Here is a 15,605-nt window from a genome sequence, read left to right as displayed (position 1 = left end):
TTTTTAACAATTGTCGAGTGGCACAACTGCCACAATGGGACTTTATTGCAACATGGGCTCAGGTTGCAACCGAGAGCATCCAGCTCAATACCAGCCGCCAATCGGTCATTCGAATAGGCGTTCCATGATTACCACTCTCGAACCGGTGAAATTTAACAGGATAACCCGGAGTTTGTGTTCGAATCTTCCGGTAAAACGCCTCTTGAGTGTCAATCGGAAATACCGGATCACGGCTACCGTGACCGAAAAACACGGGAATCCGGCGTTTGAAAGCGGACGAACCGAGAAACTTATTGTCCCACAGGGACCCGAGCAAAACCAAGCCGGATATGTTTTTGGAAACGGTAGCATCATTTACCAATCGCCAGCACAGTGCTCCACCCATGGAGCCACAAGCAACGAACAACTTGGCGTTGGGCGATTTAGTTTTGACATATCCAATCAAACCTGAAATCTCGCCCGCACCCTTCTGCTCAAAATCACTGAAATCCGGCGAAAGATAAAGCCCGTTGTTCTTGTCCATCAGATTCTTGAGGCGGTTGAAATTCCCGCCAAACGTGTAGTCATTCATGCCTTGCTGACGATTGCCGCCCTGCCCGTGCAGATAAATCGTAATGACTGAAGCCTCGCCATCAAGCTTGCCAACGGCCATGACCTTCAACGCTCCATTATCTGTCGTAATAACCAGATCCTTTTGTGAGCGTTTGGGCTGCATGGATACATAGGCCTGCTTTACGCGGCGCTCCGGAATTTGGTCCCGCCCGTTAATATCCCGCGTTTCATTGTAATCGACGACGATGTAGTCACCATTATCGCTTGTTTTGAGAATATTGGGATAGGCAAACAAATTGTCCTTGTAAGGTTCCAGTTGGGCCGCCGACGCTGCACCGGCAAACCAGGCAAAGAATAATGCTGCTAGAAAACCGGGCTTCTTCAATTCATTTCCTCATGATCGTTCGGTGCGTGTGCGAAAGGCCTTGATAATTTCGCCGATAATCGCGACCGCAATTTCCTGCGGGCCAACAGCACCGATATCCAGACCGATCGGCGCATTGATCGAACCTATATGATCATCGCTGAATCCCAGCAACTTCAATCGTTCCACGCGTTTTGCATGCGTTGTGCGGCTGCCAAGCGCTCCAATATAAAAGCACCCGGCATTCAGGGCCATTTCCAACGCCGGATCATCTATTTTGGGATCATGGGACAGCACCGCCAGTGCGCAATAGGCATCCAGTGGGCGTTCCTGCAGAACCCTATGCGGCCAGTCGGCATATACCGCTACATCGGGAAAACGTTCCTGCGTTGCAAAAGCGGTTCGCGGATCGATGATCTCCATCTCATAGCCAGCAATTTTTGCCATTGGAGCAAGTGCTTCGCTGATATGAACAGCGCCAATGACAACAAGGCGTGGCGCTGGCAGATAGACATTCAAAAAGAAAGAGCGACCTTCAACTTCAGCAACTCCGGATTGCCCTGTCAGAAAAACTTTTCTGACAACTTCGCCCAGCTTCCCCGCTACAGGGTCGCTTTCTCTTATCACCCGATCGCGACCGTCAGCGAGGTCAGTCAACAGCATTACAGCACGCCGTTCGCGGCGCGCTTCATTCAGTTTCTTCAGGCTAAAGGGATCCACGGCTAACCTAGTCGCTCGACATAAATCTTGATGCGCCCTCCACAGGAGAGTCCCACTTTCCAAGCGGTCTCATCGGCGACACCAAATTCAAGCATGACTGGCTCGCCATGACGGATCACATCGGCTGCTTCCGTGATAACGGAACCTTCGACACATCCTCCGGAAACTGATCCTTCGAAATTGCCTGTGCTGTCAACCACCAGCTGACTTCCTGCACGCCTCGGCGACGATCCCCATGTCTCTATGACCGTAGCTATTGCAACGTCGCGGCCTTCCCGCATCCAGCTTTCTGCAACCGTTAGTGGATCGACAAGCTGTCGTGTCATGGTTTCCCCAGCCTCAGTCTCCGACGCTATGATAACCACGGTTGAGATAAACCAGAGAGCTTTCAAGTTCCCCCATGTTGATCGCCGTTACCTTGCCATAGATGACGTAATGCGTTGCCACTTCGTGTGTGGCGACAATCCGGCAATCGAAACTTGCTAGTGCATCAACCAACACAGGCGCACCCGTTTGCACGGTATGCCATTTTCCAAGTGCGAATCTATCGGCCTGCGAAAGATCGCCTTTGCCCGAAAAAGCTTCCGAAAGGGCCTGCTGTTGAAAGGACAGCGTATTGATTGCAAAAACCTGATTCTCTACAAAAAGGTGATTGAACTCATGTTTACGATTAAGACAGACGAGCATGGTCGCCGGATCATCAGACACCGAGCACACTGCTGATATGGTCACGCCACGACGACCCGCCGGGCCATCAGTGGTAAGAATGTGAACAGCTTCAGCAAAATGGCTCATCGCATTGCGAAACGCGAGAGGCTCTATCTTCTGGTCTTTAGCGATAAACACAGTACTTTTTCCATTTGTCTTTGCATCACTAACGCAAGACGCATCATTTATATAGGGCCGGATTGCACTCAGTGAAGGAAACAGTTACCGAAAACAGGTAATCGGTTACCAGATATGAGGAAACGGCAATTTTTCGATGAATCTCCTGATCCGCACAACAACCTTGGCCTTGGGCTTGGTGTTCTGCACTGTTGCACATGCTGACGACAAAATTGGTGTTGTAGCGCCAATCTCGGGCGCGTTCTCACGCCTGGGAAATCAACTTGTGGACGGTGCCGCAGTGGCGGTTGCATCCGATAAAAGTGGACAGGTCGCATCGATCATAACCCGCGATGACAGTTGCACCGCTGCCGGGGGAGCAGAAGCTGCAAAACAATTGCTCCAATCCGATGTCCTTCTCGTCATAGGTTTCCTGTGCACAGAATCGCTGGAGGCAGCTTTGCCTATCCTTGGTCAAAAGGGCATCGCGATCATCACACCGGCAATCCGCTCGCAGACCTTGGCCGAACTTCGAACAGATCAACCGTTTCCTGTTTTCCGTTTGGCTCCCTCAAATCGTAATGAAGTAAATGAAACAAGCGCCATTCTTGCTGATCTCTGGCGCTCTGTTCCCTTTGCACTGATCGACGACGGGACAATTTTTGGGCGCGAACTTACATCCGCCATCCGTGCGAGACTTGAGGAAAATGGTCTGAAACCGGTATTTTCGGATACGTACCGCCCCGGCCTTGATAACCAGAATGCGCTTGTCAGTCGCCTTAAGCGCGCCGGGGCAACGCAGGTTTTTGTTGGAGGCGAACGCGATGATGTTGCTGCCATCGGCCGTAGTGCTACCGCATTAAACTACCCTCTGACAATTATCGGAAGTGAAGCTTTGAATGCGTTAGGCAAGGAGAACGATCTTGCCGTGGGCACGCTTATGATCGCTCCCCGCGCGGTGCAAATTCTTGAAAGCGCCCGCAATGCTAAAAATGCCATTGAGCTTGCTGGAAAAGTCCCGGAAGGTTATACAATCGCTTCCTACGCTGCAGCTGAAGTAGCGCTTGACGTTCTGAGTGCAGCAAGATCTCAGGCCGGTTCAATCGGCGAATTGCTCCGCAAAACCACCTTTAATACAGCGCTCGGAACTGTTCAATTCGATGCAGCGGGTGAACGCATCGCTGACACATATCGGTTGCAGAAATATGATGGTAAACAATTCGTACCGGAGACCAATTAATGGCACGGCGCGCCGGTTTGCGGAATCTCATCACGGATGTTGGCGGCCTTAAAGTAGGTAACTCTGCCGATGGCAAGATAAAATCGGGCTGTACCGTCATAGTTTGCGACGCCCCGGCAACAGCCGCAGTACAAGTGCTCGGCGGCGCTCCAGGAACGCGAGAGACAGACCTTCTGGAACCGCACAACACAGTCGAGGCAATAAATGCACTGGTTTTGTCCGGCGGTTCGGCTTTCGGGCTGGACGCTGCATCAGGCGTGCAAGCAGCATTACGTGAGATGGGCGTTGGCTTTGAGGTTGGCAATCAGCGAATTCCCATCGTTCCCGGAGCAATTCTGTTCGATATGCTCAACGGCGGCGACAAGGACTGGGGCCGATATCCACCTTATCGGGAACTGGGATATGAGGCGGTGCATTCCGCATCCCTCGACTTTTCTCTTGGCACGACCGGTGCCGGGACTGGTGCCACAGTTGCAGGATTAAAGGGCGGATTAGGCTCGGCCTCTACGGTGATAGACAACGGGTCGACCATCGGCGCGCTTGTTGCTGTCAATGCGTTGGGCATGGTCACGGTGGGTGATACACGGCATTTCTGGGCCACTCCTTTTGAAATTGCTGACGAGTTTGGCGGGCTGGGTCTGCCGCATCCAATGCCGGAAATAGCTGCTGATGTACGCACCAAATTCAGCCATGCATCGGGTGCCGCCAACACGACAATCGGCGTTATCGCTACAGATTTCATACTCACCAAAGCGCAGGCCAAGCGCTTGGCTATCTCCGCTCACGATGGTTTTTCCCGCGCAATTTGGCCCTCCCATACTGTATTCGATGGCGATCTGATCTTCGCCCTTGCCACGGGAACGAGCGGAAGAGCGCCGGAGATCGGCGAGTTCATTGATCTTTGCGCCAGCGCAGCATCCACAATGGCCCGCGCCGTTGCACGAGGGGTGTACTCAGCCATACCCGCCGAAAACGACCCTTACCCTGTTTGGCGTTCACTGACTTAAGCTTGTGCCGCAGGGCTACGCATGATAGGTGCGCGCCAACCATTTCCCTATCCCGGAGAGTACCATGAGCCGTCCGCTCGTTATCGCCCCGTCCATTCTGGCATCGGATTTTTCGAAGCTTGGCACGGAAATAACTTCCGTGCTGAATGCCGGCGCGGACTGGATTCATATCGATGTCATGGACGGGCATTTCGTGCCTAACATCACATTTGGCCCGGATGTCGTGAAAGCAATCCGGCCGCTAACCGATGCGGTGTTCGATACGCATCTGATGATCGCGCCTTGCGATCCGTATATTGAAGCTTTCGCCAAGGCGGGTTCGGACATCATCACAGTTCATGCGGAAGCTGGGCCCCACCTGCATCGTTCACTACAGGCCATTCGTGCCTTGGGTAAAAAAGCAGGTGTTGCGATCAACCCTGCGACGCCTGAATCCGCAATTGAATACGTTCTCGATAACGTCGATCTTATTCTGGTCATGACGGTCAATCCCGGTTTTGGTGGTCAGCAGTTCATCACTGAGATGCAGGATAAATTGAGGAAAATCAAAAACATGATAGGCAACCGCCCTATCGACATTGAAGTCGATGGCGGTATCACTGCCGAGACCGCACCACTGGCTGTCGCAGCTGGTGCCAATGCACTCGTTGCAGGATCGGCTGTCTATAAAGGCGGGACAGAGGCCCAATACAAAGCTAATATCGACCTGATACGGAGTTCGATAAAGAAGGGATCGTAATGTCATATCGCCATCTATCGGGCTTGGGACTCGTTGCCATGCTTGTCGCAATGCCTGCCGTGGCACAGGCTGGTGACGCTGCCAAGCTCGATATTCTCGGGTTTTCCAAGGATGGCGGTACATTCGCTTTTGAGGAGTATGGCGTACAGGACGGCTCCGGCTTTCCATATGCAAACCGGTTCTACATCGACACGGCGACCGATAAATTTCTGTCCAAAACCCCGGTGCGGGTAAGGCTGGACGATGAGCATTCATCACTTGAAAACGCCCGTAATAAAGCCGGACAGGATGGTCAGGGGCTGACATCTCTATCCGACACGGAGTTGCGCGGTAATGCCGGTCAGACCGTTGCATTCAACCCTGTTACTGAACTCTCCGCCGATCCGTTCAAAGTTACTGTTAATCCAAGGCCGATCTTCCCGGCTCTGGACGCAAACATCACGATCCAGCTTCAGGAAGTTGCCGTCCCTGCCAGCGAAACATGCCAAAACGTAGGTGAAATCAAAGGGTTCCGCCTGACCCTGACCGAAGATAAGCCGGATACAAAACCCGAACTGCTGCATGAGGATATTACCATTCCGTCCAGCCGTGGCTGCCCACTCGGCTATAGTATCGGCGCTGTCCAGACGTTCTATCCGGAAGGTGGCAAACCGGTTGTAGCTGTGATGATTGCAGTTCGGGGCGTTGGCTTCGAGGGCCCGGACTACCGTTGGCTGGCAGTAACCAGACAGCGATAATGCACAACAGCCAAGACCAGCCTAAAGCAGCATTGAGTGATCCGCTCTGGTCTGATAGACCGCACTGAAATCCGATATCCACCCGCCGACAGGAAAACACATGATCCCGCGCTATTCGCGGCCCGAGATGGTCGCAATCTGGTCTCCCGAGACAAAATTCCGCATCTGGTTCGAGATTGAGGCGCATGCCTGCGATGCCCTTGCAGAGCTGGGCGTAATCCCGAAAGAAGCGGCGAAAACCATTTGGGAAAAGGGTGGCGCAGCGACATTCGACATTGATCGCATTGACGAAATCGAGCGCGAGACAAAGCACGATGTCATTGCTTTCCTTACACATTTGTCTGAAATCGTCGGACCGGACGCGCGCTTCGTGCATCAGGGAATGACCTCTTCGGACGTTCTTGATACCTGCTTTAATGTGCAACTTATGCGTGCCAGCGATATCCTTCTGGATGATCTTGACCGGCTATTGGCTGCCCTGAAGGTGCGGGCGTTCGAACATAAGGACACGGTCACCATCGGCCGTAGCCATGGCATTCACGCAGAGCCGACAACCTTCGGTGTGAAGCTTGCACAAGCCTATGCAGAATTCGAAAGATGCCGTCAAAGGCTGGTCGCTGCACGCGAAGAGATTGCAACCTGCGCCATTTCCGGCGCGGTAGGCACATTCGCAAACATCGACCCGCGGGTCGAAGAGCATGTCGCTAAGGCTTTGGGAATGCAGGCAGAACCGGTTTCGACACAGGTTATCCCGCGTGATCGCCATGCCATGTATTTTGCAACCTTGGGTGTTATAGCCTCTTCGGTTGAGCGTTTGTCGGTCGAAATCCGCCATTTGCAACGCACGGAAGTATTGGAAGCGGAAGAGTACTTCTCGCCCGGACAGAAGGGCTCATCGGCGATGCCGCACAAGCGCAATCCGGTACTGACCGAGAACATGACTGGTCTTGCCCGCATGGTTCGCGCCTTTGCACTTCCGGCAATGGAGAACGTTGCGCTCTGGCATGAGCGCGATATTTCACACTCCTCGGTTGAACGCATGATCGGTCCGGATGCAACAATCACTCTCGATTTTGCCTTGGCGCGCATGGTTGGCGTCATCGAAAAACTGTTGGTTTACCCGGACAACATGCTGAAAAACATGAATAAATTCCGTGGTCTGATCCATTCTCAGCGTGTTCTGCTGGCACTCACACAGGCTGGCGTTTCGCGTGAAGACTCCTACCGGCTGGTTCAGCGCAATGCGATGAAGGTCTGGGAACACGGCGCGGATTTCCTTGAGGAATTGCTCGGCGACGCCGATGTCCGGGCTTCTCTACCGGAGGATGCAATCCGCGAAAAATTTGATCTCGGTTATCATACGAAACACGTCGATACGATCTTCCGCCGCGTGTTTGGCTCAACCAGCAACAACTAAATTAAAGCTGCCGGTTGCGAAAATGCTGCAAAATTGGAGCGTTTTGCTCGCAAACTTTGCGAATTCTGCGCGAAGCCGTAGCGAAATCAAAAATGTCAGTTTCATTTTTTGGGTTTTTGCAGCAAAAAAAGCCGCGAAAACCCGATAAGCTCAAAAGAGGAATTGAACGCTCGTTCAATTCCTCTTTTTCATTTGTTTCCCACACGCGTTGATTGCAGATGAAGCGCACGGCTCGCATCCCTCATTTCGGGCTTCAGCTTCACGCTTCATAGTCCCAGAAAGACCGCGCGACTTCTTGCCGTGCCTGACTTTTTGTAACACCGATATCCCGAAGTTGCTCATCGGTGAGTTCGCTGAGGTGAGCGCGTGTCCGCCGCTTGACCAAAGCAAATGCCACCCGGTTAAGCATCGCCATCAACGCAGAGGGAGCGCTGCTATATTCACCAGCGCCCTCATCAGATTGGCAAGATGGCCTCATTGTATCAATTGTACTCATTTTTCTAATCCTTCAAGCCTGCATTGACTCGATTATTGTTCGTATCTTTAATGAATTGACTCTATTTGAATCGCAATATATTCATTGTCACCATGACAAATTGGCTTCCAGACCTCGAAAACGACATTGAACCCCAAGAACGCCGCGGGCCGCTTTATATGCGGCTGGCAAACCGCATCGAATCGGACATTGCGCAGGGCATTCTCCCGCCCGGAACCAAGCTGCCTCCGCAACGCAACCTTGCCTTCGATATCGGCGTTACGATTGGGACAGTGGGCCGCGCCTATAATCTTATTCGCGAGCGTGGTTTGGTCACCGGCGAAGTCGGGCGCGGCACTTATGTGACCAGCCACAAGGATGTGCCACTGGTCGAGCGTTCGAGCACATCAACGCCATTTGGCGGCACGCGCGGCGCGATTATCGAGCCCGGCAATATCCGCCTCGACTCGACCGCAGCGATTGACGTTGGACAATCTGAGCCGATGGAACGATTGCTACAGGGTATTGTGAAACAATATCCGCGCGAGATATCCAGCTATTCCCGCACCCTGCCCCAAGGCTGGCTCGAAGCCGGAAGCAAGTGGCTGGCGTCTCCGGGCTGGACACCGGAGCCCACTACCATTGTGCCCACACTTGGCGCGCATTCGGCGATCCTGGCGATCATTGCTGCGGTGACTGCTCCGGGCGACAAGATCGCTTTCGAAGACCTGACCTATTGTTCTGCCGCTCGCAGCGTCAATCTCATGGGCCGGCGCAGCATCATCATGCATACGCAGGCCGGTTTTGCGACTCCGGACGATTTTGAACGGCTTTGTGCCCAACAGCATCCGAAGCTGGTCTTTCTGATGCCTTCGCTGCATAACCCCACGGCAACGACCATGCCGGAGGAAAACCGCCGGGCAATTGTCGAGATCGCACGGCGATACAATGTCTGGATCATCGAAGACGAGATATACGGCTCGGTGATGCAGAACGAACATATTGCCATTGCGGCTTTAGCACCCGAGCGCACATTCCACATTGGCGGGCTGTCGAAATCGGTCGCCGCCGGTGTTCGTGGCGGCTGGGTCGCCTGTCCTTCGCACTTGGCGACACGGGTCTATACTGCACATAAGATGGTTACAGGCGGAATGCCTTTCATGATGGCGGAACTGGGTGCACAACTGGTGAATTCCGGCGAAGCCGACGTGATCCGCAACAAGGTCCGCAAAGAAGTTCAAGCCCGCGAAGCAATTGCGCAGAACATATTCGCCGGAATGGAGTTCAACTCCCAGCCTCTGGCGACATTCCTTTGGGTAAAACTGCCGGACCCATGGCTTTCAGCCACATTCAAGAATGCCGCCCTCAACGAAGGCGTTCTGATCGACGACGAAGATGAGTTCAAACCGGGCCGCACGGAGAAAGCGTTCCACCGCGTCCGGCTCGGCGTGACGGTGCCCGCAACGCGGGAAGAATTGCGTCAAGGATTCTCAATTATTCGCCGCCTGATGGAAACCAGCAACGCCAGCTATGACAGCTATTCGTGAGGTTAGGTGGCTGTCAGCCGTATATCGTTATCGCCCAACCTTGCCTTGATCCTCCACGCTCATAGGCCTCCGCACTTACCACTGTAATTGATGCAGCGGAGAAAGCTCTCCGAAATAATCGCGCAGCGGGAGATTGCTTGGTGACATATTTGACCATGTCAGCGAAGTATGCGCGGATCGTGCTCATCCCTCAGCATAATTCTAACGGCCTTTATGGCGAGTATGATGACTCGCGGATAGTTGAGCCATTTGCGCCAGCCGTGATTTATGTACCTGTAATACCTTGCCTCAGCAAAAAGACTTCCTTTTAATTTCCCTTCCCGGAAGTAGGCAATTGCTTCATTTTTATTCCGCTCGAACATGCATGTTTCATAGACGGTATAAATTGCACTAAGTTGCCAATCTGATTTTTCGTCGAAGACCTCTCGTACCCGTATCGGATATTCGGTCGCGCCAAGCCTTGGTTTTGTCGTCGACCATTAAACGGCCCGAACTCATGTAATCACTGTCTGCCCATTTTATTCTATTCAGCTTTGGCAAAAAGGCGTTTGAGCTAGGAATCAATGTCAATTAATGAAAAACCAAAGGACCAGAACACTGACGGAATTGTTTGGTCGGATGATGCCGATAAAGATTGATGTCAAGCAACTTTCCCCTTGTCGCCTAGTTTTGGCGATTGCAAACTAGACAATGATCCACACAGTTTTAATTGGAGAATTCGATGCTCTGGAAGTTTGTAGATCCAACGAACCAGGCGGTAATTACAAACAAGAAGATTTCGCAATTTTCGGATTGGATTTCGTACGTTTCTCACGACGAGGACGATGGAGGGTGGCAATTCTGGAATCAAGATCCACTAAATGAAGAAGATGCGGTGTTAGTCAGCTTACGGGAAATCGTGGAAACTGATCCTAGCATAATGGAACTGGCTGACCTACCTCGAGGTTGGCAAGCATACAGGTCAAGCGTTGCATCACCATGGACACGAAGGAAAGACTGAACTCCATCTCAATCGCAGGAATACGAAAACAATTCTTCATATAGGAACTACATCAGTTTATCTCGAATTACAGAACGATTTAACGCTCAGTGCGGACCTTTTAGTCAGGGAACACTTGCCGACACATAGGAAGAGCGTCACAACTCCTGCCATGCAAAGCTATTCAAGAAATCACCTCAAGCAGATTAGCGAAATAACAAGGTCACGCCACTTTCAGCGTTGGAACCTTGCTCAAATCTGTTTCGCGTTCTGCATGCCAAGCATCATACCCTGCCTGCATACGCAGCCAGATCGCAGCACCATCGCCGAACATCTTGCCGAGGCGGGCAGCAACAGACGGAGAAACGGGCTTTCGCTCGCCAATGATATCGTAAAGTTGCTGACGGGAAATACCGAGCATGCTGGCGATCTCGACTTTCGTCTTGCCGGTGGCAGAGATGATATCGTCAAGCAACGCGCCGGGATGGGACGGGCAGCGTGCCAACGGACGGTTAACTTCGTAATTCATAATCGGTTCCTTACGGTCGCGGCCCAGTGCCCGGTTAGGTCTCGGGCACCCGCCCGGTGGCAATTCAGTGATACTGCTCGAAATCGACTTTTGCTGCATCTTTGTAAGCAAATAACTTACGTAGCATCACCGCAACAGTCATTAGAGAAAACGATGCACCCTACCCCTGCGCACCGAAGTTCTGCCCGCTGCGCCACTTTATGGCGTAGGGCAAGGCGAACATGTACAGACCGCTGAACAACAACAAAAAGAGCGGGATAAGCGGGGAATAGACCACCCACATCGGGCGATCACTTTCATTCAATCCCAGAACAGCGAAATTAGCCAAGACGGTTAGGGTAAAGATGATCGACAGCCAGCGATGCACTTGCCGAACCCATTTGCTTACGTTCATTGCAACCTCCCCTTGTTAATCTATCCGCGACACAACTTTCTCAAACGCATCCATGAATTGCTTCCAACCATGTTTTGCACCCCGATAGGCCTGTTCCTGATCGCGGCGGAAGCCGGATTGTTCCATACGCAGGCTGGTTCCTGTTTTCGTCGGGGTGAGCGTCCAGGTAACGACACTCTCAAGCCCATAGGCATCCCACGTGTAAGACAGCGTCTTGTTCGGCTCGATGGCGCGTACCTGGCAGTCAACTGCGCCCCAGTCCGCACTGAATTTGAAACGGTGATCGATGACAGGCTTGAAATCGTTCTTCATGAGCCACTCCTCAATCAAATGAGGTTGGGTCAATGCGCGCCAAATCTTTTCCGGCGGATAAGATATCTCGCGCTCAATAATAACCGAGCGAATTTCTGTAGCTACTTCGGCCATCAGTCCATCCTTTTGAGTAAGTCTTCGAGATCATCGAACCGGTTTTCCCAGAACCCCGCCATTTGATTTGTCCAGTCTATGAGCGAGGACAAGGCACCTATCTGAGCGCTGTAGTGAATGTTGCGCCCGTCTTGCCGGCCAAGAACCAGTCCGGCTTGCTTGAGCACCCCAAGATGTTTTGACACCGCAGGCTGCGAGATTCCTGCGTGAACCGTCAGGGCCCCGACGGTCTGCTCTCCTTCCCGGCACATACGCTCAAAAAGAGCGCGCCGGGACGGATCTGCCAGTGTTTTGAAAATGAGATCATGATTGGGCTGCATCGACATATAACTCGTTAGCTATACGTCAATCTATAACTACGCAGCTATATGTTAGTCAAGCATGTTGTGCGGTGAAACAATGCTTTCGCTAGAGCAGGATTGCGATTCAGGTTTACTCTGGGCTTACCGCAGCGTTCAGAACGGAGCCTCTGACCGGCTGATATAATGCTTCTGCACATTGATATTATGCATCCGAACGCCTGTTTTGGGCGGGTTGCAAATCTTCCGCCAAGCCTTCAGCACTTCATCGGATTCCCATATTTCAATCATGTTTACTCTGGATGGATCGATTGGATCAGCACTGATTGCCAGATCGATACAGCCTGGATAAGCCCGCGCCCTTTGAACCAGATCGGCAAAGGCATCAATGTACGATTGGCGACGCTCTGGTGAAACGGAATAATGACCTGCGATGATCAGCATTTTAGCCTCCTCTTGAATGTGTCCATGTAGGAAAGACGATTGAAGAGGGGCGAAACCGACAACTGGTCCCGATTATAATCAGCTTCGGGCAAAGAAACGGGCGGTCACAATCCAAAGCGGTATGCCGATTAGTATCAGGCTGTATGGGAAAAGCGCGTAGATGAAGGCACAGAAAGAAAACACTGCAAGCCCAATTGCAATGATTTGCAAAGACTTCACTAAATATGCTTTCCACATTTCATTTCCGATCCAAAGACTAGCGTAATGTCGAGATGGTGCGCTGAAGTGCATTCCAATCCTCGCCGCCGTCTTTTCCGAATTGGACCAGCAAACCGGCAACAGCATCTTCCAAACTCGTTGTAGCAGTATCAATCGTCGTCGTTCCTGCGTCCCATTTTTCATAGGCTCGGTCGATGACCTGCTGCCACGTGGGCAGGACTAGACCAGCGATGTCTGAAACGCGGGTTTCAATCCTGCGCCAGTGCTCCACCGCGTCGGAGCATATGACCTCGATCTCGTGAAAGCTGGCGTTGGCCCGTCCTGCCACATCTCGCCAAGCCCGACGGGTCAATTCAATGCCATTGACGTAATCCGCAATTACGATTGCGCCTGTCCGCAGGTTTTCCTCTGCGACGGCGTATCCAACGATATAGGCCGTTGGATTGTTATCATCTTTGAGGACTTTTGCCGAGATGAGCGCCTGCGCGATGGTATCGGCACGCAGATAGACACCGTTCAGGCGACGGGCCAGTTCCCGCGCAATCGTGCTTTTTCCAGTGCCCGGCAGTCCGCTCATGATGATCAGCATGTGTAACCTCGTCGATAATGCAGTGAACCTATGTGCCGAGCCGCAAGGTGGCAAGCGGCAGGATTGCTTCGCCGTTGACAGCATCGGCGACGCTGTGGGAATGTAAGGCCTGCGCATTCAGATTCGCAATTGGGTCATCTTCTACGTCCTGCCTGTCCAAGACAGCAGTTCGAACTGCGCCTCACCCCACACCTTAAAAACTGTTTCACCGAGAAAGACGGAGGATTTCCCATGTCCGATGCCCAGTGTGCATGCGGTTCAATCAGACTTGTGATGCGAGAACCCGCCAAACTGGTTGCCGCGTGTCATTGTTTTGCCTGCCAGCGGCGAACCGGCAGTTCTTTCAGCGTCAACGCGTTCTATGCAATTGATACTGTGGAGATTTCAGGAACCGTTACAGAGTTCGTTCGCATCGCCGAAAGCGGCCGCAAGGTACGCATGTATTTCTGCCCGACTTGTGGTTCGACAGTCTATTGGAAAGCTGATGCCGCACCTGCAATGCTTGGCGTTGCTGTCGGCGCGTTGGCCGATCCAGACTTCCCGGCTCCAACCCTTTCAGTATTTGAGCGCTATAAACATCATTGGGTTGTTCTTCCGCAAGATGTCGAAGGCTTCGAGGAAAATCTGGCAAAAGAGTGATCGGGGAACTTTAGGCCAGCTCACTTGTTCAACTTCCAATAGGAGAATGAACAAATGGCCAATGAACCTCGGACCAACGATAATGTCGGCGAAACCGCCAGGGAAGCAAGGCAAGGTCCACTCGGCAAACCAGTACTGCTTGTCTTGGTGGGTGGATTGCTACTTGCAGCCGTCGCGTGGGGCGGCGCTGAATTGTTTGGTGAAAGCACCGACAACAAGGCAAACGTAACCCAACAGGAAAACTCTGCGCCCGATCAGAACAAACCTTCTGATCAGGCTACGCCGCCCTCCGGTGACCAGCCGACGACCAATGCACCCGCTGAAAATACGACACCGCAGAGCGGCTCCGGCGGCGACACCCAAGCAAATCCACCGAGCAACACCTCGCAGTAGGTACCTTCTCGCAGGGCCGGGCTAAATATTCAGCAGCAGCTCAACCTTCCTCGATGATGTGTTTATCGTATTGCGGCAGGTTATCGGTGATCGTGAACCATGGCGCCTTGGAGCCCACGAAGATGTGCGCACTTGGGCGAATGGTCGGATCATCCACAAGAGTGCCCATAGCGATATGAGCGAACTCGCCGCCATCAACGACCGCAAAAAGAAATGAACCGCATGATTTGCACCGCTCATCATGCCAATCATCGGAGCCGATGATCCATGTGTGCTCCTGCCCATTGGTGAGGCGGAGTTTGGTGCGCTCAATTCTTGCAAGCGACTTGAATGCTGCGCTGGTTGTGCGCCGGCAGCTTGAGCAATGACAATTCACGGCAAAGATGAACTCGTCCGCTACTTCATATGTGACTTCGCCGCACCGGCACGATCCCCGCAAAGTGCGGGACTTGTCGGGTCCCTGCTGTGTCATATTGCTTGCTCCTGTCGATGCAGTAAGTGGATTGGGTAAACCATCAAACCTCGTATTCGTGTTCCAATAGCCCCATGATGATATCGTCGTGCCATGTCCCGTTAACATAGGCCGTGTCACGCTCGCGGCCCTCAATGACAAAGCCACATTTTTGGTAGGCGCGGATCGCACGAGCATTATAGGCGAGAACCCGAATACCAATCCGATGGAGTGCCATGGTGCCGAAGGCATGAGCCAGTACAAGCTTGATGGCTTCTGTGCCCAAACCACGTCCTAGAGAGGACGGATCATATATAGCAATGGCCATTGAGGCGCGCCGGTCCTGCATGTCGAGCCGGTCAAGCCGTATTTCACCGATCAAAGCTCCACCATGCTCAATGATCCATGCGTTAGGATGTGTCGCAAGGTTGCGCGCCCATTGCTGGCTCTTTTCGAGGGTGAGTGGTTTGATGTCAGCCGCGCTTACACCAAACATAATTGCGATCTCGGGCACCGTTCCCCATGAAAATCGGGCATTCGCATCAGAAATGACCGGGGAACGAAGTTTTACATGCGCGCCCGTAAGGACAGGTGGCATAGGGACCTCCGAAAGTGGATGG

Annotated in this window: 21 protein-coding genes; 8 read left to right on the top strand and 13 right to left on the bottom strand. The window is 52.6% G+C overall.

Translation table 11 applies throughout. The annotated features are described in order from the left end of the window. Positions 1 to 58: 58 nt before the first annotated feature. Genes ABKW30_RS14925 through ABKW30_RS14910 form a run of 4 tightly spaced genes read right to left on the bottom strand, consistent with a single transcriptional unit; the run spans position 59 to position 2,545 of the window. The gene (locus ABKW30_RS14925; protein WP_348599693.1) at positions 59 to 937 is read right to left on the bottom strand and encodes an alpha/beta hydrolase; all 879 of its coding nucleotides are present in this window, start codon (positions 935 to 937) and stop codon (positions 59 to 61) included. A 9-nt stretch (positions 938 to 946) separates the two neighbouring features. Then, the gene (locus ABKW30_RS14920) at positions 947 to 1,636 is read right to left on the bottom strand and encodes an XdhC family protein (RefSeq protein ID WP_348599692.1); all 690 of its coding nucleotides are present in this window, start codon (positions 1,634 to 1,636) and stop codon (positions 947 to 949) included. A 2-nt stretch (positions 1,637 to 1,638) separates the two neighbouring features. Further along, complete coding sequence (locus ABKW30_RS14915; RefSeq protein WP_348599691.1) at positions 1,639 to 1,962, bottom strand: XdhC family protein; 324 nt, start codon at positions 1,960 to 1,962, stop codon at positions 1,639 to 1,641. Between the two features lie 13 nt (positions 1,963 to 1,975). Further along, entirely contained in the window at positions 1,976 to 2,545 is a 570-nt protein-coding gene (locus ABKW30_RS14910; protein WP_348599819.1) for a flavin reductase, read from the bottom strand. A gap of 73 nt (positions 2,546 to 2,618) precedes the next feature. On the opposite strand from ABKW30_RS14910, the gene ABKW30_RS14905 reads away from it, so the two are divergent. The 5 genes from ABKW30_RS14905 (at position 2,619) to purB (ending at position 7,601) form a co-directional block, all read left to right on the top strand. Continuing rightward, positions 2,619 to 3,701, top strand: coding sequence for a branched-chain amino acid ABC transporter substrate-binding protein (locus ABKW30_RS14905; protein WP_348599690.1), 1,083 nt, complete (start codon positions 2,619 to 2,621; stop codon positions 3,699 to 3,701). Continuing rightward, entirely contained in the window at positions 3,701 to 4,708 is a 1,008-nt protein-coding gene (locus ABKW30_RS14900) for a P1 family peptidase (RefSeq protein ID WP_348599689.1), read from the top strand. The genes ABKW30_RS14905 and ABKW30_RS14900 overlap by 1 nt, the downstream gene beginning before the upstream one ends. A gap of 64 nt (positions 4,709 to 4,772) precedes the next feature. Continuing rightward, positions 4,773 to 5,447 (top strand): ribulose-phosphate 3-epimerase, encoded by a 675-nt coding sequence (gene rpe / locus ABKW30_RS14895; protein ID WP_348599688.1) that lies wholly within the window; start codon positions 4,773 to 4,775, stop codon positions 5,445 to 5,447. Beyond that, positions 5,447 to 6,184 carry a DUF2259 domain-containing protein gene (locus ABKW30_RS14890; protein WP_348599687.1) on the top strand — a complete coding sequence of 246 codons (738 nt, stop codon included), beginning with the start codon at positions 5,447 to 5,449 and terminating at the stop codon, positions 6,182 to 6,184. Before rpe ends, ABKW30_RS14890 begins: the two co-directional genes overlap by 1 nt. 100 nt (positions 6,185 to 6,284) lie before the next feature. Next, entirely contained in the window at positions 6,285 to 7,601 is a 1,317-nt protein-coding gene (gene purB / locus ABKW30_RS14885) for an adenylosuccinate lyase (RefSeq protein ID WP_348599686.1), read from the top strand. A gap of 259 nt (positions 7,602 to 7,860) precedes the next feature. On the opposite strand, the gene ABKW30_RS14880 is transcribed toward purB, so the two are convergent. Further along, entirely contained in the window at positions 7,861 to 8,097 is a 237-nt protein-coding gene (locus tag ABKW30_RS14880; protein WP_348599685.1) for a DUF1127 domain-containing protein, read from the bottom strand. Positions 8,098 to 8,189: 92 nt separating this feature from the next. Between ABKW30_RS14880 and ABKW30_RS14875 the strand changes: the two genes are divergently transcribed. Continuing rightward, entirely contained in the window at positions 8,190 to 9,623 is a 1,434-nt protein-coding gene (locus tag ABKW30_RS14875; protein WP_348599818.1) for a PLP-dependent aminotransferase family protein, read from the top strand. A 1,202-nt stretch (positions 9,624 to 10,825) separates the two neighbouring features. On the opposite strand, the gene ABKW30_RS14870 is transcribed toward ABKW30_RS14875, so the two are convergent. The 6 genes from ABKW30_RS14870 to ABKW30_RS14845 all read right to left on the bottom strand — a co-directional run bounded on the left by ABKW30_RS14870 (position 10,826) and on the right by ABKW30_RS14845 (position 13,502). Then, positions 10,826 to 11,131, bottom strand: a complete 306-nt coding sequence (locus tag ABKW30_RS14870) for a HigA family addiction module antitoxin (protein ID WP_348599684.1) — start codon at positions 11,129 to 11,131, stop codon at positions 10,826 to 10,828. 160 nt (positions 11,132 to 11,291) lie between these two features. Beyond that, positions 11,292 to 11,525, bottom strand: coding sequence for a hypothetical protein (locus tag ABKW30_RS14865; protein ID WP_348599683.1), 234 nt, complete (start codon positions 11,523 to 11,525; stop codon positions 11,292 to 11,294). 15 nt (positions 11,526 to 11,540) lie between these two features. Then, positions 11,541 to 11,951 carry an SRPBCC domain-containing protein gene (locus tag ABKW30_RS14860; RefSeq protein WP_348599682.1) on the bottom strand — a complete coding sequence of 137 codons (411 nt, stop codon included), beginning with the start codon at positions 11,949 to 11,951 and terminating at the stop codon, positions 11,541 to 11,543. Beyond that, positions 11,951 to 12,271 carry a metalloregulator ArsR/SmtB family transcription factor gene (locus tag ABKW30_RS14855; protein WP_348599681.1) on the bottom strand — a complete coding sequence of 107 codons (321 nt, stop codon included), beginning with the start codon at positions 12,269 to 12,271 and terminating at the stop codon, positions 11,951 to 11,953. Before ABKW30_RS14855 ends, ABKW30_RS14860 begins: the two co-directional genes overlap by 1 nt. Before the next feature lie 135 nt (positions 12,272 to 12,406). Next, positions 12,407 to 12,694 (bottom strand): antibiotic biosynthesis monooxygenase family protein, encoded by a 288-nt coding sequence (locus tag ABKW30_RS14850; protein WP_348599680.1) that lies wholly within the window; start codon positions 12,692 to 12,694, stop codon positions 12,407 to 12,409. A gap of 256 nt (positions 12,695 to 12,950) precedes the next feature. Continuing rightward, complete coding sequence (locus ABKW30_RS14845) at positions 12,951 to 13,502, bottom strand: AAA family ATPase (protein WP_348599679.1); 552 nt, start codon at positions 13,500 to 13,502, stop codon at positions 12,951 to 12,953. A 231-nt stretch (positions 13,503 to 13,733) separates the two neighbouring features. Between ABKW30_RS14845 and ABKW30_RS14840 the strand changes: the two genes are divergently transcribed. Beyond that, positions 13,734 to 14,141 (top strand): GFA family protein, encoded by a 408-nt coding sequence (locus ABKW30_RS14840; RefSeq protein ID WP_348599678.1) that lies wholly within the window; start codon positions 13,734 to 13,736, stop codon positions 14,139 to 14,141. A 54-nt stretch (positions 14,142 to 14,195) separates the two neighbouring features. After that, positions 14,196 to 14,534, top strand: coding sequence for a hypothetical protein (locus ABKW30_RS14835; RefSeq protein WP_348599677.1), 339 nt, complete (start codon positions 14,196 to 14,198; stop codon positions 14,532 to 14,534). 40 nt (positions 14,535 to 14,574) lie between these two features. Here ABKW30_RS14835 and ABKW30_RS14830 read toward each other — a convergent pair whose 3' ends face one another. After that, a complete protein-coding gene (locus ABKW30_RS14830) occupies positions 14,575 to 15,006 on the bottom strand; it encodes a GFA family protein (RefSeq protein WP_348599676.1) in 432 nt (143 codons plus the stop codon). A 43-nt stretch (positions 15,007 to 15,049) separates the two neighbouring features. Beyond that, positions 15,050 to 15,583, bottom strand: coding sequence for a GNAT family protein (locus ABKW30_RS14825; RefSeq protein ID WP_348599675.1), 534 nt, complete (start codon positions 15,581 to 15,583; stop codon positions 15,050 to 15,052). Positions 15,584 to 15,605: the final 22 nt, after the last annotated feature.

This window comes from Phyllobacterium sp. SB3 (genome assembly GCF_040009165.1).
GTDB lineage: Bacteria > Pseudomonadota > Alphaproteobacteria > Rhizobiales > Rhizobiaceae > Phyllobacterium.
This window is presented reverse-complemented; position numbering and strand designations above follow the sequence as displayed.

Bases quoted from the DNA above. Each gene is read 5' to 3' on its own strand.
- ABKW30_RS14845 (WP_348599679.1), bottom strand. From the start codon at position 13,502: ATGCTGATCATCATGAGCGGACTGCCGGGCACTGGAAAAAGCACGATT.
- ABKW30_RS14830 (WP_348599676.1), bottom strand. From the start codon at position 15,006: ATGACACAGCAGGGACCCGACAAGTCCCGCACTTTGCGGGGATCGTGC.
- ABKW30_RS14840 (WP_348599678.1), top strand. From the start codon at position 13,734: ATGTCCGATGCCCAGTGTGCATGCGGTTCAATCAGACTTGTGATGCGA.
- rpe (WP_348599688.1), top strand. From the start codon at position 4,773: ATGAGCCGTCCGCTCGTTATCGCCCCGTCCATTCTGGCATCGGATTTT.
- ABKW30_RS14860 (WP_348599682.1), bottom strand. From the start codon at position 11,951: ATGGCCGAAGTAGCTACAGAAATTCGCTCGGTTATTATTGAGCGCGAG.
- ABKW30_RS14915 (WP_348599691.1), bottom strand. From the start codon at position 1,962: ATGACACGACAGCTTGTCGATCCACTAACGGTTGCAGAAAGCTGGATG.
- ABKW30_RS14835 (WP_348599677.1), top strand. From the start codon at position 14,196: ATGGCCAATGAACCTCGGACCAACGATAATGTCGGCGAAACCGCCAGG.
- ABKW30_RS14880 (WP_348599685.1), bottom strand. From the start codon at position 8,097: ATGAGTACAATTGATACAATGAGGCCATCTTGCCAATCTGATGAGGGC.
- purB (WP_348599686.1), top strand. From the start codon at position 6,285: ATGATCCCGCGCTATTCGCGGCCCGAGATGGTCGCAATCTGGTCTCCC.
- ABKW30_RS14855 (WP_348599681.1), bottom strand. From the start codon at position 12,271: ATGCAGCCCAATCATGATCTCATTTTCAAAACACTGGCAGATCCGTCC.
- ABKW30_RS14825 (WP_348599675.1), bottom strand. From the start codon at position 15,583: ATGCCACCTGTCCTTACGGGCGCGCATGTAAAACTTCGTTCCCCGGTC.
- ABKW30_RS14900 (WP_348599689.1), top strand. From the start codon at position 3,701: ATGGCACGGCGCGCCGGTTTGCGGAATCTCATCACGGATGTTGGCGGC.
- ABKW30_RS14870 (WP_348599684.1), bottom strand. From the start codon at position 11,131: ATGAATTACGAAGTTAACCGTCCGTTGGCACGCTGCCCGTCCCATCCC.
- ABKW30_RS14850 (WP_348599680.1), bottom strand. From the start codon at position 12,694: ATGCTGATCATCGCAGGTCATTATTCCGTTTCACCAGAGCGTCGCCAA.
- ABKW30_RS14890 (WP_348599687.1), top strand. From the start codon at position 5,447: ATGTCATATCGCCATCTATCGGGCTTGGGACTCGTTGCCATGCTTGTC.
- ABKW30_RS14875 (WP_348599818.1), top strand. From the start codon at position 8,190: ATGACAAATTGGCTTCCAGACCTCGAAAACGACATTGAACCCCAAGAA.
- ABKW30_RS14865 (WP_348599683.1), bottom strand. From the start codon at position 11,525: ATGAACGTAAGCAAATGGGTTCGGCAAGTGCATCGCTGGCTGTCGATC.
- ABKW30_RS14905 (WP_348599690.1), top strand. From the start codon at position 2,619: ATGAATCTCCTGATCCGCACAACAACCTTGGCCTTGGGCTTGGTGTTC.